Source organism: Marisediminitalea lipolytica (assembly GCF_001758465.1).
Lineage (GTDB): Bacteria > Pseudomonadota > Gammaproteobacteria > Enterobacterales > Alteromonadaceae > Alteromonas > Alteromonas lipolytica.
Map to the genome: position 1 here is coordinate 147,478 of NZ_MJIC01000009.1, position 20,810 is coordinate 168,287.

A 20,810-nucleotide genomic window follows, 5' to 3' on the forward strand; every position below is an offset into this window, starting at 1 on the left:
TTGTGACAGGGTATATAAGACTATCCGCTACTGTGCATTGTTTAAACAAAAGTTTAGTATGGAAAAAATAATTAAACACCTGTTTGAATGCGATAAGGAAAGCCATGAACCCTACACACTCTCATAATCCCTACGCGTTAGGACTAGACCAAAACCCGGCCAATTTTGCTGCGCTGAGCCCGCTATCTTTTATTAAACGGACTGCTGCGGTCTATCCCAATCATCTGGCGGTCATCCATCAACAAACCCGCCGCACCTGGGCCGAAACCTATCAGCGTACGCAGCAGCTGGCCAGCGCACTTACTCAGCGCGGTGTGGGTAAAGGCGATACGGTGGCGTTTATTGCACCCAATTTACCAGAGCTGTTTGAAGCTCACTTTGGTGTGCCCATGACCGGCGCCGTGCTCAATGCGATTAATATCCGCCTGGATGCCGAAGCGATTGCGTTTATTCTGCAACACGGCGAAGCCAAAGTTGTCGTCGTCGACCGCGAGTTTTCTGAAGTGGTTGGCAGAGCGGTAAAAATGCTGGGTAAAAAACCACTGGTCATCGATATCGACGATCCTTACTACGAAGGCGGCGAATTGATTGGTGAAGTGGACTATGAAGCCTTTATCGCTACCGGCGATGCAGCTAACTATGAATGGTCATTGCCTGATGATGAGTGGGATGCCATTTCCCTGAATTACACCTCTGGCACCACCGGCGATCCAAAAGGCGTGGTGTACCACCATCGCGGTGCTTATTTAAATGCGGTAAGTAATATTGTGTCGTGGAATATGGCACCGCATCCGCGCTATTTGTGGACGTTGCCGATGTTTCATTGCAACGGCTGGTGTTTTCCCTGGACCATTGCGGCTAATGCCGGAGTAAGCGTTTGCTTACGTCATGTGCGGCCTGATGCTATTTACAGCGCCATCAAAGACGACGGGGTTAATTATTTCTGCGGTGCGCCTATTGTGCTTAACATGCTCAATAATGCGCCTGACGAGATGAAAGCCGGTATTGAACATCAGGTTAGTGTGATGACAGCAGGGGCTGCGCCGCCGGCTGCGGTCATTCAGGGTATGGAAGAAATGGGCTTTGCGGTGACCCATGTGTATGGCCTTACCGAAACCTATGGCCCTTGTGTTGTCTGTGCCTGGCATGATGAGTGGGATGCATTATCCATTGAAGAAAAAGCCCGTAAAAAAGCGCGTCAGGGCGTTAAGGTACCAATGCAGGAAGATATTATGGTGGCTAATCCCAATACATTGGAGCCCGTGCCCCAGGACGGCGTTACCGTGGGAGAGATCTTTATGCGCGGTAACGTGGTAATGAAGGGGTATCTTAAAAACCCGTCTACCACTGATGATTCCTTCGAGGGCGGCTGGTTCCATTCCGGCGACCTCGCGGTGTGGCATTCTGATGGCTATGTAGAAATTAAAGACAGGTCCAAAGACATCATCATTTCCGGCGGGGAGAATATTTCCAGTATTGAGGTAGAAGATGTGCTGTATCGTCATCCGGCCATTATTGAGGCGGCTGTGGTGGCTCAACCTGACGAAAAATGGGGTGAAGTACCGGCGGCATTCATTAAGCTGAAAGACGGGATGGAAGTATCCGCAGAGGACATCATTGAGTTTTGCCGCAACAATATGGCGCGCTTTAAAGTGCCGAAAAAGATTGTGTTTGGCGAGTTACCCAAGACCTCAACGGGTAAGATTCAGAAGTTTGTGCTGCGCTCTCAGGTGCAGGAAAACTAACCATAAAAAAGAAGCGGCATCAGCCGCTTCTTGTTGTTACTGGAACGCTTCGCCGGCGGCCACGGTAAAGGCCATCTCAACCAGCCAGTCCGGGTCGGCCAGCTCTACTTTTACGCAGGCGCGGCTTGGTGCAGTGCCTTCTTCAAACCATTCATCCCAAACGGCATTTAAGCGATCTACCAGGCTGAAGTCAGTAATGTAAATGGTAACGCTTAAAATGCGGCTCTTGTCGCTGTCAATCAGCGCCAGCGATGCTTCGGCCTGTTCGAAAATCGCTTTCACCTGGCCTTCAATTTCCAGCACCGCTTCGCACTCGGGTACTTCAACAAAGTTGGCTATGCCATTAAAAATTGTAACGTCTGACCAACGCTGGGTGGGATTAATGCGATGAATTTTTTTCATGGTACCTCTGTTTACGGATAGTAACGGTCATCTGATTCGCGCAGAGTTTCTTCGGTTACCTGCAACACTTCCTGATCGTCATTGGTGAGTTTGGTATGTTTCCAACTGCCGCGCGCAAGCCAACACACGCTAACAATGCCTATCAGAATATTGGCAGCCGCAAAAGCCCACCAAATACCGGCTTTACCCAGTTCGGTGTGTTTAGACAGGACAAACGCGATAGGGAATAAGAACATCCATTGCGACAGCAGGGAAAGCACCATGGCATTCATCATATTGCCGGAAGCGCGGAAGGCCCCGGTGATACATACCTGTACAGCCATGCCGCCCCAGGTTAATGCCATAACCTTAACAAACTCGGCTCCGGTGACGATAACCTGTGGCTGTTCGGGCACGAAAAACGCAATGATTTGTGGTGCAAGCAGAAAACTCAGTCCGCCGACTATGGTAAGTGACACAAAACCCCAGATAGTGCCGGTAATGGCAGCCTGAGATGCACGTTCAATTTGCCCTGCGCCCAGGTTTTGCCCAACCAGCGTAGAGATTGCCATGCCCAGTCCGAGTGCCGGAATGGTCACAAACATCAGAATGTTATTCCCAACACCGTAAGAGGCGATAGTCACCGTACCAAAACTCGCCACCAGAAAGGACATAATAATCTGCCCCAGTGCACGGGCGGAAAGATCGACCGAGCCGGGTATTCCCAGGAAAAAAGCGCGACGGATATAGGTGTAATCGGGCACAAAATAACGCAAGTGAACATGAATGCCGTGGCGGCCCTTAAGCAAAATAACGACACCGATGATTGCCGCCAGCGCCTGAGTGACCAGGGTTGCCAGCGCTGCGCCGGTAACGCCGAGCCCCTCAAAGCTGCCAAAGCCAAAGATAAATAAGGGATCCAGCACCAGGTTGAGTAAAACCGTACCCAGTACAATCAGTAGCGGTATCTTCACCTCGCCAATGCCTCGCATCAGTGCCTGAAACATATTGAAGGTAAAAACAAAAATAACGCCGATAAATGAAACATGCATAAAGTTAAGGGCGTTGGTGTAAACCGCGGGTTCTACATTCAGCAAAGTAAGAAAGTGGGGGGACAGCCAGTAACCACAAGCGCCGAGAAGCGTAGACACAATCAGCACCATCAGCAATGTTTGCGCAGACACTTTGTCCACTTCGTCCTGTTTGCCTGCGCCCATGTATTGCGCAGCAAGGGTTGCTCCGGCCATGGCAAGGCCGGCGCCAATAGCGATGGCAAGAAAGGTAACCGGCATACTGATTGAAACGGCAGCGACTTCTGCAGGGCCTAATCGACCGACCCAAAACGCATCAGTAAGCTGATAAGCAGATTGCAGTAACTGACTAATCACAATAGGGATCGCCAGCGATAAAAGGGCTTTGTGAATAGGGCCGGTTAATAAGGTGGATGAAGTAGCCATGCAAGCTCCGTAGCAGAAGTGGCGTTATGGTACCCTGATAGACGTAAAAATACACGAATGTCAGACCTGCGGATTTGGCATTTTATATATTGAAACCTGACAGAAAGGCCAAATCATAAGGGAAATATAAAAATGCAGGGAAAGGGCATGAAAATAGCAACTATGCTGGCCATGTTGGCGCTTGTGATAAGTCTGTGTGGCACCAGCGTGTCAGCTCAGGTTGTGGAGCCGCCGTTACCACAAAAAGAAGTCACGGCGGCGATAAACCAGTTAATCACCCTGATTAAACAGGATTATCTGCACCAGGAAAAAGCAGAAAAAGCCGCTGAAGCCTTAACCGTGGCACTTAACCGGGGTGAGTTTAACGGCCACTTTCCCTATGGCCGATTGAAGATAAAACTGGAATCCATATTGTCGGCAGCTACCGGCGATTCAAGCTTTGAGCTGCAATGGCACTCAGGGCTGTCGGGCGAAGCCCTGGTAGCTGAGGAGAATTTCCCCGGCGCTATCCAGACCCGCATCCTGCAAAACGGGGTGGGTTTTCTTGCTATTGATGGTGACCTGATAGACCAGCGATGGCAAACCGAGCTGGATGTGGCTATGGCAGGATTAACCGATGTAACGGCTCTGGTCATTGATTTAAGAAGTGCCGGACTCACTTCACTTTCGCTAGCGCAACATTTCTTAGGGTACTTTGTCCCCAGGGGGCAATTGCTGGCTGAGGCTATTTTTGCTCATCAACAGCGCAGCGACCTGTTGTCACCCGGAACCAGTGTACCGCTGAAGCCAGGGACGGCCGTGTATATTGTTCTCTCTCCTTTTGTTGCCGGCGGATGGGAGTTTGCGGCATATACACTTAAACATGGCAATCGCGCGACCATTGTGGGCATGCCGAGCATTGGTTTAGGTTACATGATGACGTCCAAGCCACTCAGTGAACATCTCAGCATTGGTATGGCTTACGCTACCATAATTAATCCTGCAACCAGGGATAACTGGCAGGGAGAAGGGGTTATACCGGATGTACGCTGTCAGGCAAACGAAGCGGTAGCGGCTACTATGGATATGATTAATAACGACGCACCTGCAGATTGCATAGCGCCTGACGAATAATGCAAAGATAAAAGGAGAAATAAATGCAGTTATACCGACTGATTTCCGGGCCGGATGATGCCACGTTTTGTATGAGAATAACCGAGTTACTGAATAAAGGATGGGTACTGCACGGTAGCCCTTCGTTAACGTTTAACGGCACCAGCACTATTGTCGCTCAGGCGGTGATTAAACAAGTTGAGGGTGAAGCGTTCTCAGCTGACATCGCGCTTAGTGCTTATTAAACCCGGAAGCAGGCTGCACAAACCTGACTATTGTGAGGTCTGTGCAGCGTAACAAACAGGGGAGAGCTTAATAAGGCGAAGGGCCGCCTTCGGCGATGAATTTATCCACCCGCGCTTCCAGTACCGATAGCGGCACCGAGCCCATTTGCAGGATCATGTCGTGGAAGTTGCGTATATCAAATTTGTCACCCAGCGCTTTTTCGGCGCGTGCGCGGCACTCAATAATCGTCATTTCACCCAGATAGTAAGATAGTGCCTGTCCAGGCCAGGCAATGTAGCGGTCAACTTCTGTGGTAATTTCGTGAATCGACAGCGCGGTGTTGTCTTTCATAAAGTCCTGGGCCTGTTTACGGCTCCAGCCTTTAGCGTGAATACCAGTGTCGACCACTAAGCGCGCTGCGCGCCACATCTGATAGCTCAGCATGCCGAAGACTTCGTATGGGGTATGGTACAAACCCATCTCTTCGCCCAGCAGCTCTGAGTACAACGCCCAGCCTTCGCCAAAAGCGGAGATATAGCTTTTACGGCGGAACTCGGGAATATCTTTATTTTCCAGCGATAGCGGCATCTGGAATGCGTGGCCCGGCGCTGATTCGTGCAATGTTAACGCGGGTAACGAGTACAGCGGGCGCGAAGGCAGGTCGTAAGTGTTTACCCAGTAAGTACCCGGGCCGCCACGACCAGCGGTATAAAATGGCGCAATGTCATCCGGTACCTTAATAATGGCAAAGCGTTTGCGCGGCAGGTGACCAAACCATTGCTCTGCCACGCCGTCAAATTCCTTTGCTGTCCAGGCTGCGCGGTCCAGCAGCGCCTGTGGGGTAGTCACATAAAACTGTTCGTCGGTGCGCAAAAACTCAAGGAATGCCTGTAGATCACCGTCAAAACCCACTTCGTCCATCACGTCCTGCATGCGCGCGCGAATTTTAGCCACTTCATCCAGACCAATCTGGTGGATTTCCTCTGCGCTTAAATCCAGCGTGGTGTACTGCTTGATTTGCGCCTGATAGTAGGCTTTGCCGTCGGGCAGGTCATAGCCGGCAATCGACGGTTGCGCGTTAGGAATATACTCCTCCTGCAGGAAGGTCAGCAGGGTTTGATGGGCCGGGATCACGTAGTTGTTGATCACGGCTTTGGCTTGTTCCTGTAGCTCAGCCTGTTTTGCCTCACTGATGCGGTCTGGCATTTTGCTGAACGGTTTAAAATAAGTGTTATCCGCGCCTTTGGCTTCTACCACTGAAATCACTGAGGCATCGCGACCCACCAGAGAGATTTTCGGCAGCGTAAACTTGCGCGCTAAACCCAGCTTCATGTTGCTGATTTGCTGGTCGAAGTAACGTGGCATGTCCTGTAGCCATTTAAGGTAGTTGGCAAAATCCTGCTCGGTATGAAAGGTAGAGCGGGTAATGTAGGCCAGATTACTCCAGAACGCGGTATCGCCCAGCAACGGCTTCTCGTAGGTTCTGAACTCCTGCTCGGCAATCAGGTTTTCGATTTGCAGGCGATACACTGCATAGTTGGTTTGATTGGCTTCTGACAGCGCGCTGACATCCATAGCGTCTAACTGTTCCAGCGTCGCCTGCCAACGGTCTAGTCGCTTTTGCTGGGTGGCCAGGCTGACATCGGGCAGTCTGGAAGGAGCAGCCTGAGCGTCGCTGTTTTCGTCGGTGGTATCTTTGTTCTGACGCCATGCCCACTCGGCTTGATACAAGGCTTCAAACTGACTGTCTGCTGAGTTTTCAGCTGAGGTTTCAACAACGCTGCTGGCGGTGGGGGTGGTCGATGAACAAGCGGTGGTTCCAACGGCGGCACAAGCCATAGCCACTGACAGTGCAATGATTTTTAAAGAATGTTGAGCTGATGACACCAGATTCTCCTGTTTTTGTTATATCCGGATGAGTCTTTTTTAATTGTAGTGCAGTCATACTGCCTCAGTGATGCGCACGGAGCGAGTACAAACCGTCAGGTTGCTGCTCTGCGTAGACCAATTCCGTTGCCGCTGCCTGTCCTGGTTGTGTGGCATAAGGTATAGTTTAGCCATCGCAATAGCCGGTAATTTTTACAGGAGACAGGCATGCAAACAGGTATAGGCGGCGCTACCCAGGCCGAGGCGCTGGCAACATTATCCGATATGACCGGTGATACTGCGCCGGTGGGTGAGAGTGAGTTCCTTGCCCGCATTGATAAGGCGCAGCGCTACATGCGCGAACATCAGATTGCGGCCATTTACCTTAATGCCGGCACCAATTTAAGTTACTTTACCGGTATGGACTGGTACGCCAGTGAACGTCTGGTCGGGGCCATTCTGCCTGCCAGTGGCGAAATAATTTATGTAGCCCCTGCGTTTGAAATTGATTCGCTGACCGAGCGTCAGGTTATTGGCGGTAAAATTATCGGTTGGCAGGAGCATGAGAGCCCTTATGCGCTGGTGGCGCAGCTTGTTAAACAGGCAGGGGTAAAAGGCGGCGATCTTTTTGGTGTGGATGAATCCACAGCCTTTTTTATTGTTGATGGTTTTCACAAGGCCATGGCCCATCTGGAAATTATTAACGCCGGGCCCGTCACGGCTCACTGCCGGATGCATAAATCCGCCAGTGAGCTCGCCTTGATTCAGCGCGCGATGGATATGACTCTGGCTGTACACAAAGCCACAGCCAGTATTTTACATGAAGGCATAACCACTACAGAGGTAGAACAGTTTATTCACGCTGCGCATCAAAAAGTCGGTGCCAGCGGCTCGTATTTTTGTATTGTGTTGTTTGGCAAAGCAACGTCATTTCCCCATGGGGTTAAAGACCCGCAGGTGTTAAAGCAAGGCGACCTGGTGTTAATTGATACTGGCTGTAAATTGCATGGTTATCTTTCAGACATCACCCGTACCTACGCATTTGGCAAGGCAAGTGACAAACAGGCGCGCCTGTGGCAGGCCGAAAAAGACGCCCAGCTGGCGGCTTTCGCCGCGGCTGCCATTGGTGAGCCCTGCGGTAACGTAGACGCAGCGGCACGGGCAAGCCTGGAAACCGCCGGATTGGGGCCTGAATACAATTTACCGGGCTTACCCCATCGTACCGGTCATGGTATTGGTATGGACATTCACGAATGGCCTTATCTGGTAAAAGACAATCCGCAAACACTGGCCGCTGGAATGTGCTTTAGCAATGAACCCATGATTGTGGTGCCGGGTGAGTTTGGTATTCGCCTGGAAGATCATTTTTACATGACCGACCAGGGGCCGCGCTGGTTTACAGAACCGGCCCTGTCTATCAATAACCCCTTTGGTTAACTGTAACAAAATATGCCAATCGCTTGAAATGGGTTGCGTTGTCACCACCCTTAAGGAATATTCAAAAGGATTATTTGTTGATGGTGTGGGAGTGCGGCCATGCGAAAACTACTTGATAGCGTACTAAATCCGGTCAGACGTGCGTCTGATGCCGGTTCGGCGCAGTTTGCCCAGTGGTTTATGCAATCCCGTCATCGCTTTACCATTACCGGCCTGAGTCGCAGTGGTAAATCGATGCTGTTTACCAGTCTGATGACCATCCTTAAATATCGCAGTGAAGAGCAATATCAGTGTTTACCTTTACTGCGCTATTTGCCCATGGATTTAGTTGAAAACATGTGGGTTGAACCTTTAGGGGAGTTACCCGAGTTTCCGGTGGACGCACATATGGCGGCACTGGAACGCGGTGATTGGCCGCCGGCTACCGAAGCCGTGGCCGGTTTTCAGCTTACGGTGCGATTACGTCAGACCCACCAGTTAAAAAAATACCTGCTGCCGTTTACCGATATCGTATTTGAGTTTATCGACTACCCCGGTGAGTGGCTGACCGATTTACCCATGCTGGAAAAAACCTACACCCAGTGGTCAGACTCGGCCTGGGCGCAGCAAATGAATGAGCCGCAAAACCGTTTTGCTAAAGACTGGCATCAGCTGGTCAGTGAGTTTGATTTTGAACAGCCCCCCACGCCAGATGCCATTGCCATGCTGGTGGCGAAGTACCGGGACTATCTGCTGACGGCCAAGGCCGAAGGTATATCCATGCTCCAGCCGGGCAGCTTTTTGATTCCGGGCTCCGGATTTGACTGGCAGGAATTTGGTTTTACACCACTGCCATCCAGGATCAGCAGCGACCTGTCCAGTCCCTGGACCCAGCGATTTAACCACCATTTTGAGATATTCCAGAAGCAGTGGCTGGCGGCGCTGAAGCAAAGTACGTTCCGCGAGACGGACAAACAAATCATTCTGGTCGACTTGTTTGAAGGGCTCAACCACAGTAAGAGCCATCTTTATCAGCTCAGGGAAACCCTGAGTAACCTGGCGCAAACCTTTGTTTATGGCGATCCGGGCTGGGTTCAGCGGCATTTGTTACGCCAACAAAAAATCGCCAAAGTTGCCTTTGTGGCAACAAAGAGTGACCTTATCCCGGCCGCACAAAAAGACTACCTGTTAGCCCTGCTTAAGGATGTAACCCGTGGCGCTACCGCCCAGCTTGATAAAGACAATATTCAGTTTGAGCACTTTTTGGTATCGGCAATCCAGGCTACCGATGCCGGTAGTAGCGAGCAGTCATTACGTTACGTCAACGGCGAAGGCCGCTATATCGAGGCCACCTTTGAGCCGCTGCCTGACTCACTTAAGGCAATGCCTGCTGATGAACACTATCCGGCATTGCCTGCCGGTGTGCCAAAAGATTATCTGGCCCGCATGTTAAACGGTAACGGCCTGGACCGGCTGTTTCAGTATTTACTGGAGGACTGAATATGAGCACCACAGAGAAACCTTATCGCTCTAAAGTGACACAAATGGAAATTGACGCTCAGCCTCCTGATCATGCCATGCCGGCTAAGCGGGAAGCGGAACTGGTGATTGTGGATGACCCCGCGTCCGGCTTATCAGCTAAATGGCTGGCACTGCTATCCGGCATCGGCTGTGTATTGGGTTTTAGTCTATTTGAAGCTTTAAACTTTATAGAAATGAATTTTGCCGCTTCGCCCATTTCTACCTCTTTACTGGCAGTGCTTCTGGGCGTGTTTGTCGTGTCCCTTGGTAGCCTGACGCTGGGAGAGGTGAGGGGATATCGCAAAGTCTCTCAGTTTATTCACCGGCGGCCAAAACTAGCGGAACTGGCTAGCAATGATTCGACTCAGGCGGCCCTGGACGCATTAAAATTGCATGCCAGCCAGTTTTCCCGTCACAGTTACGCCGAGCAGTGCTACAAGCGCTTTACCGGGCTGGTAAAAGCCGACCATACCAGCGCCGAGATTGTGGAAATGTATCGCCAGTTTGTTGCCGAACCGGTTAAAACCAAGGCCAGTGAGGTAGTAAAGAAAGAGTCTATGGCCAGCGGTAGTATGGCGTTTATCAGTCCCAATCATTTGATTCAGTCGCTGATGATTTTGTGGATAAGCATGCGCACCATAAAACGGGTAGCAAAAGTATACGGACTGCGACCCGCCACTGCAGGTAACTGGAAGCTGATGAAAATTCTGGCCCAGAATCTGGCGGCGCAAAGTATTTTTGATCTCGCCACTGACGAAATGACCAATCAGCTTAGTGGTTCATTAGCCGCTAAGCTGATGGAAAATTCTGCCGAGGCGGTTGCTGCCGGGGCACTGAACATACGTCTGGGGAAAACTCTGATGCGCTTGCTGGAAGAAGAGAAATAGCCGGGCGTTTATCGGTGAAAATAGCGTATTGAGCGTATAGAATATTGATAGGATGGAACCAAAACCCAATTTATGTTTCGAAAAAACGACGTTTGACAGCGTTTAATAACATAATAATTGCGGTGCATAGCAAAGGATATTCATGATTACACGACGACAGTTTACCGTAGCGCTGGGAACCCTGGCGGCTGCCGGTATGACCGGCGGTATTTTCCGCCAGCCACAGGCAGCTACTACTATTCCCATGAGAACCGACGTGGGATACGGCCCTCTGCTTAAAGATCCTAACGGCATACTGGCGTTACCAGAAGGGTTTTCCTATCAGGTACTGTCGTCTTTTGGTGAGCTGATGAGCGATGGTATGCGCGTCCCCGACAGAGCCGATGGCATGGGCTGCATAGCGTTGAATGATTCGACGGTGGCACTTATCCGTAACCACGAGCTACAGCCAAAGCATCTTAAAGAATACGGTCCGGGGCAGCCTGAACCACTAAAAACGGCGCTCGCTTACGACACTAACTCCTACAATGAAGCCTTGCCTGGCGGCACTACCACGCTGATATATAATACCAAAACAGGTAACAAAGAACGTGAGTTTGTCAGTTTAACCGGCACCATTCGTAATTGTTCTGGCGGTGTAACACCCTGGGGCAGCTGGTTAACCTGTGAGGAAAGCGTTGATACGCCGTCCGGAGATGGTAAAAAATACCATGGTTATGTTTTTGAAATCCCGGCTACCGCTGAGGGGCTGATTGAAGCCAAACCGTTAAAAGCTTTGGGCCGCTTTAACCACGAAGCTGCCTGTGTGGATCCGGAAACGGGTATTGTGTACATGACCGAAGACCGTGGCGATAGTTTGTTGTATCGCCTGGTGCCTAATGAATATGGCAAGCTGGCCGCCGGTGGAAAACTGCAGGCGCTGGCGGTTAAAGGGTATCCAAAATTTGATACCCGTAACTGGAAAAAGCGTGAAATGCCGCTGGGTGAGTGGCTTGACGTTAGTTGGGTAGACATTGAGTCGCCGGACAGCGCCGAGGATGATTTACGTAAACAGGGTTATCAGCTTGGTGCCGCCTTGTTTGCCAGAGGGGAAGGGATCCACTGGACCGATGACCGATTATATTTCTGCTGTACTAACGGCGGGAATAAAAAGCTGGGTCAGGTGATGGCTTATAAACCTTCGGCGTATGAAGGTACACCAAGCGAGAGCGATGCCCCGGGCGTGTTACAACTCTTTGTTGAGAGCAGCGACAGCCAGGTATTCAATTTTGGTGATAACTTAACGGTCGCACCTAATGGCCACCTGATTGTTTGTGAAGATCAGTATACCGCTATAGTGGATAACCATTTACGCGGAGTGACGCCTGATGGGGAAGTTTATCCCTTTGCTCAACTGGCGCTGCAAACCGAGCTGGCGGGGGCGTGTTTTTCTCCCGATGGTTCAACCTTGTTTGTTAATCTGTACTCTCCTACCCAGACACTGGCTATTTCCGGCCCGTGGAAACATCTGCGGGCATAACAACGCCGACTGCCGCATTGGCGGCAGTCATTTCTACGAATAAATTTACCTTTTTTATTAGATAATATTAATATTTTATTCCTGTGAATATTCTATTGTTGCGTAATAATTAACCAGCAAGAAGCATAAAAACGCATTTAAAGTAAAGTTAAAGATATAAGGTCTGTAGCTGCGGTTAGCTGTTAGTTATTATCTAACATTTTGAAATAAAAAGATTAAAATCCCACCTGCTGAGTGGTAGGAACCACTGGTTTGGGACAGCAAAAAATAGCTGTCTCACATATCATATTAGGTTGGAATAAATTCTTTAATTAAGAAAATAAAGATAACTTGATAGAGATAAAATATTTTTAAATTTAGAAATAATTAGAAAAAATTATTCTTGACCTGAGGAAGTGCTGTGGGTTAAATGATGACCATAAGTGGCAATTTAGCCGCACTAAAAACAGCAAAAGGGTCTCACTCATGCATAAGGAACTCACGTCTTTCAAAGCGCGTTTGGCCGGGCAGTATTTGCGCCACGCAATTCGTCAAACCTGGAATAATCGTCCTTCCTCCACGGCGGCTGTAATGTTTGCCGGTGCCATGGCAGCCGGAATTTGTGCTCCGGTTCAGGCACAGCAAATTACCGGTAGCATAAAAGGTACAGTAACTGCACCCGCTGCCGATGTTGCGGTTAGCGGCGTTGAGGTAGTAGTTACCAGTGACGTAATGCCGAAGCCGCGTTCAACCACAACTCGTCCGGACGGTACGTTTACGCTACCTTATTTGCTGCCCGGTGATTACGATATTACCTTCACTTTCTCTGATGGTTCTGTGCGTAAACTAACGACTAAGGTATTTCTGGATCAAGCGGCCGTTATTAACTTTGTCTATCAGCCAGCAGATATGGAAGTGATTGAAATTGTTGGTTCGCCAATAGTTATGGAAGGGGACTCAGCTCTGAGTAATTCCTTTGGAGAGGAGCTTGTTGCTAATATGCCGATAGGGCAAACCTATCGGGATATGCTCAAAATTCTGCCCGGTGTTGCATACAGTGAAGCTAATACATTAGGCCCGTCTGCGGGTGGTTCCGGTGTAGATAATAGCTATGGTTTTGATGGTGTTGATTTATCTCTACCATTGTTTGGCAATTTAGCCTCTGAACCTTCAACGCATGACATTGCAAACGTATCGATAGACCGTGGTGCTGCAAAAGCTATCGGTTTTAACCGTTCTGGTGGATTCGCTGTAAACGTAACGTCAAAATCCGGGACCAACGATTTCCATGGCAGCCTTGAATACCGTTTGCAAAATTCTGACTTCGCTGCAACGCCAAAATCTGGTGTTATTCAAGACACCGATCGAAGCTGGATTATTGGTTCTGTTAGCGGTCCGATAATTGAAGATGAATTGTTCTTTTATGCTTCGTACTATCGTCCGGAAGAAGATGGCAGTGATAAGTTTACCCGCTATGGCCCAGCCAAACCTTACAGCAGTGAACGTGACGAATATTTTGGTAAGCTCACTTGGGCACCAACGGATGATATCTTGCTTAACATCAGTCAGCGTTATTCAGAGCGTGAAAACCGTGGTGAGTCCATTGGTGAATTCGAAGCGGACAGTGTGTCACTGGGGAGTGAGACCAAGCAGGATATCCTGTCAATTGATGGCTCATGGTTACTTGGTGATGTATCCAGCTTAACCTTCAAATACGGAAAGTATGTAAACGAGGGAAGTTCACGTCCTGATAATGAACTTAGCTTTGCACCCGTTATCGGTGAATCGCTGGATATCAATAATCTTACAGGTATGGGGTATTTCTCGGTCCCAGAATTACGTGACCTGATCGATGATGAGTTTTCAGAAGCGCAAATTGCTGCGTATAACGCCAATGTACAAGGCCTAATTAATCTTTATGGGTATGATGAAGACGGTGTATTAACCGGCGGCGGTGGCGTCGGAGTATATTCCAACCGCTCTGACAGCACATTTGAACGGGAGTCTTTTGAGGTTGGCTTTGATACAGAACTGTATACCGGTGACATAACGCATATTTTGCATTTTGGATTTCAGTGGTCAGAAGTACTAGAGGAGCTTTCCCGCGTGTCAAACGGTTGGGGGGGAATATCCTATATTGGTGGTTTGAACGCTGATGCCGGTGAGGGCCAACTGGGTGGAGCATTCTATCGTGCAACCGTTTACCAGATGGGGCTTGGCGGCGATGTTCCGGAAATCCCTAATTTGCGCTCATATGCTGAGACCCTGAATTTTGAAATAAATGATGAAATCGAATGGGACGACTTTACCTTTAACGTGGGTTTCCTGATTAGTCGTGACACATTATACGGTCAGGGTTTGCGCAAAAATAGCAGTACTGTTTCTGGTTATGAAATTGCAGTAGGTAACAAGTATGAAATGTACCAGACCGATTGGAAAGATATGGTGCAACCACGCTTGGGAGTGACCTGGGAATATGCTGAGGCTGCTACCGTATTTGCTAACTACGCCAGTTATAATCCGAGTGCAAGTTCCTTGGCTCGCGCGGCTTCGTGGGACCGCCGTATCGCTGACCGCACGCTACAAGTTTTCTTTGACGAAAATGGGGACTATCTGACAAACACCACTGCAGCTGGTTCTGCCGGTAAATTCTTTGCTGAAAATATGCGTCCGCGTCGGATTGATGAAATTACCCTGGGTGCCACAAAGGCGCTCACTAATGATTTCTTCCTGCGGTCTCACCTGCGTTATCGTTATGGTAGTCATTTCTGGGAAGATATGCCTAACGCTGCTCGCTCGTCCGGTACTTATGGTAACGGTGCGGTGCCAGATAGTATTGCTGCGAGAGGCGATTATATCGACGGTGTTCGAGAGATGTATGATCAATTGGGTAATGTGTCCTCTTACGTCATCGCCGAGGTGGATAACGGCCAGACTAAATACTGGGAATGGAGTATCGAAGGGGAGTATCGCGCTGATAGTGTCTATGTAAACGCGTCTTATGTCTGGAGTCATTACTATGGTAATTTCGACCAGGATAACACCACGACTACCAATGATAATAATGTGTTCATTGGTTCTTCCAATTATGGTGATGGAAACGGCCGTTACTCATGGGACAACCGCTATGGTAAGTTAATTGGTGATAAGCCTCACAAGGTAAAAGTACTCGCTACTTATACCGCTGACTGGGATGGTATTTTTGGTGCGTATTTTATCTTTCAGTCTGGTGAGGCCTGGACTGCCTGGGATGGTGGCTATTATGGATATGCTTCAAGCACCACACGTTTTGCAGAACCGGCAGGTAGTCGGCGTGGCGCGAGCCACTGGCAGATGGATTTAAGCTACACCCAAAACTGGGAATTTATGGAAGGCTATACAGCACGCTTCCGTGCCGACGTATTTAATGTGTTTGATAAGCAGACTGGTTATAACTACAACCCATTTGCTACCTCCGATCTGTTTGGTACACCTCGTAACTACTATAACCCGCGTCGCATCCAGTTGGCTGTTGGGGTGAAATTCTGATTTTCGTGTAAACCTCGTTGACTCACGACGGTTGAGCCACCTCTTTTGAGGTGGCTTTTTTTTACCTGACGCTTATTTAGCCATGCAGAAGAAATTAAGCTTGTTGCCGTCTAAATCGCGCACATAGGCGCAGTAGTAGGCTTCCATGCGTATGCCTGGTTCACCTTCATCGGTGCCACCCAGCTCAATTGCTTTGGTATAAAACGCTTTTACCTGATCAGGATCAGTAGCGGCAATCGCTACCATGCTACCGTTACCTACGGTCGCTGGCTTTTCATCATAAGGGGTTGCGATGGCGAACATGGGAGCTGCAGGGTTATTCCCCCAGGCAATCATGCGCGGTGCGTCGATGGCACGTTGTGCCCCGGCTAAACCAAGCAGTTCGTCGTAAAAGGCAGCGGCCCGTTCAATGTTGTTGGTACCAACAATAGTGTAAGCAATCATAAATATTCCTTGTTATAGGTAGACCCGAGTGGCTACCGGTTTAGTGTAGAGCAAGTCACGGCAGGAAAAAATAACTGCCCGTTATATACCAGCGGTGCCTTGCAATAAGACAGACCGGCGCAATGTATAAGAAAATTCTTAATAAAAAGTCGAACGGCAGTTAACTAAGCGATGTGAACTATAGCCTGACTGGTCAATTTCTGTTAGTCTAAATGGGAATGATTGTTATTTAAGTGGTGCGCGTCAGTTCAGCGCACAATTCTGGCCAGCAGGTGCCACAGATTAGGTGTTATTTAGTATGACGTTATGGGAATTGGGTAAGTCAAAGTCTGCCACGGTGACGCAAGTTGACACCTCCCTCGACCAGCAAATTATTGCCCGCTTAAGCGAAATGGGCCTTTCTCAGGGCCGCAGCGTACAATGCGTTCGCCGGGGGCCATTAGGCGGTCCAATGGTGATGCAGTTAGGTGGAAGCGTTTTTGCCATAGAGCACGACCTGGCCAGCCGTATTCAGATTTCCCCCACTGAGTAATTTTTAGCTCAGTCTAGTTTCAGGACAGCCGTATTCATGCAACGCATTTTAATGGTAGGTAAACCCAACTGCGGTAAGAGTTTACTCTTTAACCAACTCACCGGGTTGCGCCAGAAAGTCGCCAACTATCCTGGTATTACTGTCGAAATCACACGTGGTAAGTGTGATAAATTCGAACTCGTCGATTTGCCCGGTGCTTATTCACTTAATGGCCTGACCCGCGACGAAGTGATTGCCGTTGAAGAAATAAGACGCTCAGTAGCTGAGCCTGATACCGCCATGGTGCTGGTGGTGCTGGATGCTACCCGACTGGCGCAAAGTCTGGTCATGGGCCTGCAGGTTCAAAGTCTGGCTTTTAAACACAACAAGCCAGTGATGTTTGCGCTTAATTTTATTGACGAAGTCAAACGCGTTGGCGAAGTTATTGATACCGAGGGGCTTTCTAAAGCACTTGGGAGTCCGGTACTGCCGTTATCAGCCCGCTCGCTGGATGGTCTGCACGAATTTAAACAAGGCCTGTTGGACATGGCGGGTGAGCCAGAGCGTTATGCTACAGAAGGTGCTACGGCTCACGAAGAAGCCGCTGAGCGCAGTCAGGAACTGGCCAAAGAATTCGGTATTCAGCACGATATCGTGTTAAAGAATCAAAACAGAATCGACAATTTCATGCTCAATAACTGGACCGGTGGGGTCATGTTTATTGTCGTCATGTTTGTCCTGTTCCAGAGTATCTTTACCCTTGCTACTCCACTGATGGACAGTGTGGAAGGGTTCATTGAGAGTCTGGCCGCTGGCACAAGTGCCATTACGTCCGAAGGCGTAGTGCACGATTTTATTAATGATGCGATTTTCGGTGGCTTTGGCTCGTTTTTGGTATTTGTACCGCAAATTATGGTACTTACCCTGATTATCGGTCTGCTGGAAGACTCCGGGTACCTGGCCCGGGCGGCGCTGATGTGTCACCGACCGTTAAGCTTTTTTGGTTTGTCCGGGCGCAGTTTTATTCCCTATTTGTCTGGCCATGCCTGTGCTATACCGGCCATCATGGCGGCGCGCACCATTGAATCCCCGCATAAGCGGCTGATCACCATGCTTACTATTCCATTGATGTCCTGTTCGGCGCGACTGCCTGTTTATGCACTGTTAGTGGCAGTTCTGGTACCGGCCGATAAAACCTTCCTGGGTGTGTTTAATATGCAGGGTGCCGCTTTCTTCGGGCTGTATTTCTTTGGTATTTTTATGGCGCTGGTGGTTAGTCAGATCCTCAATCGGTTTCTGCCTCGTGATCTTGAGAAAACCGATATGCCGTTTATTCTTGAGCTGCCAACCTATCGTCTTCCGCACTGGAAACCGCTGTTTCAGCGTGTGATAAACAGCGGCATCATGTTTATAAAACGGGCTGGTCCGATCATCTTTATGGTGTCAGTGGGCATTTGGGTGCTGGGCTATTTCCCGCTCAATTCAACCTTGCAGGACTCCTGGTTAGGCCAGATTGGTCATTTTATTGAACCTGTATTCACTCCCATGGGACTGGACTGGCGCTACGGCGTGGCGATTTTGATGTCGTTCCTGGCCCGTGAAGTATTTGTCGGCGCCCTGGGAACGCTGTTTGGTCTGGAAGGCGCAGACGAAGATGTAGCCGGCCTTGCCGAGCGTGTTCAGGCTGATGGTCTGGCAACCGAAGCCGGCCTGGGTTTGATGCTGTTTTATGTGGTAGCACTGCAATGTGTGGCCACGGTAGCGATGCTTAAGGGTGAAAGTGGCAGCAGTAAGCTGTCCTGGGGGCTTTACGTAGCCTATGGATTACTGGCTTATACCATCGCGGTAGCCGTTAATCAGATTGGCGGTCTGCTGTAACAGACCGCTGCCAGACTATTTAACGTTAAGACTCTGCTTATAAAAGGCCATAGCCGATTCACGGTTATTGGCCTTTTCGTTTATTTCGGCCAGCAATAACAGCCCTTCCTGGGTCGGATGCAGTTTCATGGCCTTTTGCAACGCTTTGTCGGCCAGGGTGTTGTCGCCGGCATGATGAGCCACATAGCCCAGTACCATATACAGCTGCTGGTTTTCTTCATCGGCTTTAATCCATTTCTCCAGCGCCTTAATGGTTGGCGCGGGATTAGGCAATTGCAGGTTCTTCAGCAGTGGCAGTAACTGCGGATGAGGGCCTCGCTTTTGCCAGTCCAGCAACACGCTTTGTGCTTCCTGATGCATCCCCTGGTTGAGCAGCTGTTCGGCATACGCGGCCTGGTAGCCGATATCGTTGCGTTGTTTACGCGGTAATGCCTGCCAGAAGGCTTTGAGCGCAATAGCGCCCTGTTTACTGGCGACTTCGGCTAAGCGGCCTTTGGCGATTTGTTTTGACCATTTCGCATAGTCATCACCGAGCACTTTTTTATAGCCGCCGAGTTCTTCTTCGAGTTTTGCCCACTGCCCGCTTTCTGCCAGTGCCTGCACCTTAAGCTTTACGGCAGAGGCGGAGGCTTGCTGTTTATCGTTTAGTTGCGCCAACTCTTTTAGTGCATCCCGGGGCTGACCTTCGGCCAGCGCCATGCGGGCCAGCGTCACTCTGGCAGCCAGTGCAGAGCTGTCATATTCGGTGGCCTCGTTGAGCTTGCGGATAGCTGTATCCTTGCGGCCTCTGGCCACTGCCGCCTGAGCTGCAACAAGATAATTAACGCCTTCAAAGTCGCCATTTTCGGCAAGGTCTGACGCTTTGGTTGCCGCTTCCCAGTCCCCTTCTGCCAGGGCCTGAATGCTGCGATAAAACGCCCGCTGGGTTTTACGCCGTGAGCGGTTGCCAAACCAGCTGCCAGACAGCTTAGTCAGGCGCATTGTGCGGCTTAGTAACATGCCAATGATTACCCAGCATACCAGGGCAACAAACACCATAATGCCCAGCGCCACAACGCTGGTTTCAATAACCAGATTACCCAGTTGAATCAGCACGTAACCTTTGTCGCCCACCAATGACGGCGCAGCAATCATGGCTGCCAGACACACAGCGACAATAATCAGAATGTAAATCAGCTTTTTCATAGTGCGCTGGCTCCTTCGCCAAACACACGTTTAACGCGGCTATCCAGCAGCGATTCCAGCGCTGGCTGAGAAGCCAGTTTGGTGGGGATTTTTTTGCTGATATCGGTGTTATGCAACTCGCGTAAAGCGCTTTGAAAGCCTGATACATCGCTGTTAGCCTGAAGGTAATCATCGCTAATGATGGTCTGGGCGCGTTCGATGGATGCGGTGTACAGTGCTTGCTCTGAGGCCAGTGCGGCGGCCTGTGCCTGTTGTAACGCCAGTTTAATCTGCTCGCGGGAAATCCATTCCTGTTGTGCTGTCATCATGGGCTCAATGGGTTCGTCGCGGTACTCAACCCGAATGAAATCATCTACCAGCGAGCGCCAGACATTGAGCAGATTTTGCTGCCAGTCACTGGCCGAATCACTGACTTCATCGGCACCGATAACGGTGGCTTCCTTGGGCGTCACAATTGCCAGCTTGTCTACTTGTTTAATGAGTCCGTCCAGGGCCAGCGCAACGGAAACTTCCGCCACCGGATTAACCTGCTGAAGGGCCTGAATGTCCTGAGCGATGAGCGCGCGAACCGGCAATACAGAGGGATCGGCCAGGGATTTTAAGCGCTGATCAGCATTACCCAACAACATGATGGCAGTACGCAGATCTTTTTCCAGCCACATTTTGCGACCGGCCATGCGTACCAGATAATCGGCTTCAGCAATCAGCCAGTCGGTAGGACGACGACCATCCATTTCCTGAATCTGCGCCAGTGCCCCCTGTAACTGGTTTTCCAACTGACTGATGGTAGCCAGTTGTTCGGTTTCGCCGTTAACTACATCCCGGGTGGCTGCTGCCTGGGCATTCAGTTGCTGTTCCAGCGCCTGGGTTTTGCTGCTCATCTGAGCGTGCTTCTGGTTGAGCTCTTGATCGACTTCGCTGCGCAGAGCCTCGAGTTTATTTTGGGTAACACTGTGCTGATTAAAGTACCAGTAGCCACCATAGGCAAAGGCGGCTAGCAATAGCAGATTAACCAGCGTCATCAGCCAGAGCAGGCCGGTTTTTGCCGGTTTTGCCACTGTACTGTCGGTAGTTTTGGCAGAGCTGGATGGAGACGTGGGCGCAGCTTTTGTCGCACTGGCTGTACCTGGCAACTGCTTGGGTTGCTCTTGTTTTGGTTGCTGCTGATCAGCCATA

The 20,810-nt window shown here is 50.0% G+C and carries 16 protein-coding genes; 10 read left to right on the plus strand and 6 right to left on the minus strand.

What is annotated here, in order from left to right; genetic code table 11:
- Positions 1–104: 104 nt before the first annotated feature.
- Positions 105–1,745, plus strand: coding sequence for an acyl-CoA synthetase (locus BFC17_RS04400; protein ID WP_070175245.1), 1,641 nt, complete (start codon positions 105–107; stop codon positions 1,743–1,745).
- Between the two features lie 36 nt (positions 1,746–1,781).
- Here BFC17_RS04400 and BFC17_RS04405 read toward each other — a convergent pair whose 3' ends face one another.
- Both BFC17_RS04405 and BFC17_RS04410 read right to left on the minus strand, forming a co-directional pair.
- Entirely contained in the window at positions 1,782–2,147 is a 366-nt protein-coding gene (locus BFC17_RS04405; protein ID WP_070175246.1) for a RidA family protein, read from the minus strand.
- An 11-nt stretch (positions 2,148–2,158) separates the two neighbouring features.
- The gene (locus BFC17_RS04410) at positions 2,159–3,583 is read right to left on the minus strand and encodes an MATE family efflux transporter (protein ID WP_070175247.1); all 1,425 of its coding nucleotides are present in this window, start codon (positions 3,581–3,583) and stop codon (positions 2,159–2,161) included.
- Between the two features lie 147 nt (positions 3,584–3,730).
- Between BFC17_RS04410 and BFC17_RS04415 the strand changes: the two genes are divergently transcribed.
- Positions 3,731–4,696 carry a S41 family peptidase gene (locus BFC17_RS04415; protein ID WP_070175248.1) on the plus strand — a complete coding sequence of 322 codons (966 nt, stop codon included), beginning with the start codon at positions 3,731–3,733 and terminating at the stop codon, positions 4,694–4,696.
- Between the two features lie 23 nt (positions 4,697–4,719).
- Positions 4,720–4,920 carry a DUF1737 domain-containing protein gene (locus BFC17_RS04420; protein ID WP_070175249.1) on the plus strand — a complete coding sequence of 67 codons (201 nt, stop codon included), beginning with the start codon at positions 4,720–4,722 and terminating at the stop codon, positions 4,918–4,920.
- 67 nt (positions 4,921–4,987) lie between these two features.
- Here the strand turns inward: BFC17_RS04420 and BFC17_RS04425 are convergent, their stop codons facing one another.
- Positions 4,988–6,787 carry a DUF885 domain-containing protein gene (locus tag BFC17_RS04425; RefSeq protein ID WP_217494013.1) on the minus strand — a complete coding sequence of 600 codons (1,800 nt, stop codon included), beginning with the start codon at positions 6,785–6,787 and terminating at the stop codon, positions 4,988–4,990.
- 207 nt (positions 6,788–6,994) lie between these two features.
- Here BFC17_RS04425 and BFC17_RS04430 point away from each other — a divergent pair, with 207 nt between their 5' ends.
- The 5 genes from BFC17_RS04430 to BFC17_RS04450 all read left to right on the plus strand — a co-directional run bounded on the left by BFC17_RS04430 (position 6,995) and on the right by BFC17_RS04450 (position 15,616).
- Positions 6,995–8,203, plus strand: coding sequence for a M24 family metallopeptidase (locus tag BFC17_RS04430; protein WP_070175250.1), 1,209 nt, complete (start codon positions 6,995–6,997; stop codon positions 8,201–8,203).
- 99 nt (positions 8,204–8,302) lie between these two features.
- Positions 8,303–9,682 (plus strand): YcjX family protein, encoded by a 1,380-nt coding sequence (locus BFC17_RS04435; protein ID WP_070175251.1) that lies wholly within the window; start codon positions 8,303–8,305, stop codon positions 9,680–9,682.
- A gap of 2 nt (positions 9,683–9,684) precedes the next feature.
- Complete coding sequence (locus BFC17_RS04440; RefSeq protein ID WP_070175252.1) at positions 9,685–10,590, plus strand: YcjF family protein; 906 nt, start codon at positions 9,685–9,687, stop codon at positions 10,588–10,590.
- A 142-nt stretch (positions 10,591–10,732) separates the two neighbouring features.
- Positions 10,733–12,109: an alkaline phosphatase PhoX gene (locus BFC17_RS04445; protein ID WP_070175253.1), complete on the plus strand. Its 1,377-nt coding sequence runs from the start codon at positions 10,733–10,735 to the stop codon at positions 12,107–12,109.
- Between the two features lie 465 nt (positions 12,110–12,574).
- Positions 12,575–15,616, plus strand: a complete 3,042-nt coding sequence (locus BFC17_RS04450) for an outer membrane beta-barrel protein (RefSeq protein ID WP_070175254.1) — start codon at positions 12,575–12,577, stop codon at positions 15,614–15,616.
- Between the two features lie 72 nt (positions 15,617–15,688).
- Here the strand turns inward: BFC17_RS04450 and BFC17_RS04455 are convergent, their stop codons facing one another.
- Positions 15,689–16,060, minus strand: a complete 372-nt coding sequence (locus BFC17_RS04455) for a VOC family protein (protein ID WP_070175255.1) — start codon at positions 16,058–16,060, stop codon at positions 15,689–15,691.
- A gap of 298 nt (positions 16,061–16,358) precedes the next feature.
- Between BFC17_RS04455 and BFC17_RS04460 the strand changes: the two genes are divergently transcribed.
- Both BFC17_RS04460 and feoB read left to right on the plus strand, forming a co-directional pair.
- Positions 16,359–16,592: a FeoA family protein gene (locus BFC17_RS04460; protein WP_070175256.1), complete on the plus strand. Its 234-nt coding sequence runs from the start codon at positions 16,359–16,361 to the stop codon at positions 16,590–16,592.
- Positions 16,593–16,628: 36 nt separating this feature from the next.
- The gene (feoB, locus tag BFC17_RS04465) at positions 16,629–18,449 is read left to right on the plus strand and encodes a ferrous iron transporter B (RefSeq protein ID WP_070175257.1); all 1,821 of its coding nucleotides are present in this window, start codon (positions 16,629–16,631) and stop codon (positions 18,447–18,449) included.
- 15 nt (positions 18,450–18,464) lie between these two features.
- Here feoB and BFC17_RS04470 read toward each other — a convergent pair whose 3' ends face one another.
- The gene (locus tag BFC17_RS04470) at positions 18,465–19,634 is read right to left on the minus strand and encodes a heme biosynthesis HemY N-terminal domain-containing protein (RefSeq protein ID WP_070175258.1); all 1,170 of its coding nucleotides are present in this window, start codon (positions 19,632–19,634) and stop codon (positions 18,465–18,467) included.
- Positions 19,631–20,809 carry a uroporphyrinogen-III C-methyltransferase gene (locus BFC17_RS04475; protein WP_070175259.1) on the minus strand — a complete coding sequence of 393 codons (1,179 nt, stop codon included), beginning with the start codon at positions 20,807–20,809 and terminating at the stop codon, positions 19,631–19,633. The genes BFC17_RS04470 and BFC17_RS04475 overlap by 4 nt, the downstream gene beginning before the upstream one ends.
- Position 20,810: the final 1 nt, after the last annotated feature.

Bases quoted from the DNA above. Each gene is read 5' to 3' on its own strand.
- BFC17_RS04400 (WP_070175245.1), top strand. From the start codon at position 105: ATGAACCCTACACACTCTCATAATCCCTACGCGTTAGGACTAGACCAA.
- BFC17_RS04405 (WP_070175246.1), bottom strand. From the start codon at position 2,147: ATGAAAAAAATTCATCGCATTAATCCCACCCAGCGTTGGTCAGACGTT.
- BFC17_RS04410 (WP_070175247.1), bottom strand. From the start codon at position 3,583: ATGGCTACTTCATCCACCTTATTAACCGGCCCTATTCACAAAGCCCTT.
- BFC17_RS04415 (WP_070175248.1), top strand. From the start codon at position 3,731: ATGAAAATAGCAACTATGCTGGCCATGTTGGCGCTTGTGATAAGTCTG.
- BFC17_RS04420 (WP_070175249.1), top strand. From the start codon at position 4,720: ATGCAGTTATACCGACTGATTTCCGGGCCGGATGATGCCACGTTTTGT.
- BFC17_RS04430 (WP_070175250.1), top strand. From the start codon at position 6,995: ATGCAAACAGGTATAGGCGGCGCTACCCAGGCCGAGGCGCTGGCAACA.
- BFC17_RS04435 (WP_070175251.1), top strand. From the start codon at position 8,303: ATGCGAAAACTACTTGATAGCGTACTAAATCCGGTCAGACGTGCGTCT.
- BFC17_RS04440 (WP_070175252.1), top strand. From the start codon at position 9,685: ATGAGCACCACAGAGAAACCTTATCGCTCTAAAGTGACACAAATGGAA.
- BFC17_RS04445 (WP_070175253.1), top strand. From the start codon at position 10,733: ATGATTACACGACGACAGTTTACCGTAGCGCTGGGAACCCTGGCGGCT.
- BFC17_RS04450 (WP_070175254.1), top strand. From the start codon at position 12,575: ATGCATAAGGAACTCACGTCTTTCAAAGCGCGTTTGGCCGGGCAGTAT.
- BFC17_RS04455 (WP_070175255.1), bottom strand. From the start codon at position 16,060: ATGATTGCTTACACTATTGTTGGTACCAACAACATTGAACGGGCCGCT.
- BFC17_RS04460 (WP_070175256.1), top strand. From the start codon at position 16,359: ATGACGTTATGGGAATTGGGTAAGTCAAAGTCTGCCACGGTGACGCAA.
- feoB (WP_070175257.1), top strand. From the start codon at position 16,629: ATGCAACGCATTTTAATGGTAGGTAAACCCAACTGCGGTAAGAGTTTA.
- BFC17_RS04470 (WP_070175258.1), bottom strand. From the start codon at position 19,634: ATGAAAAAGCTGATTTACATTCTGATTATTGTCGCTGTGTGTCTGGCA.
- BFC17_RS04475 (WP_070175259.1), bottom strand. From the start codon at position 20,809: ATGGCTGATCAGCAGCAACCAAAACAAGAGCAACCCAAGCAGTTGCCA.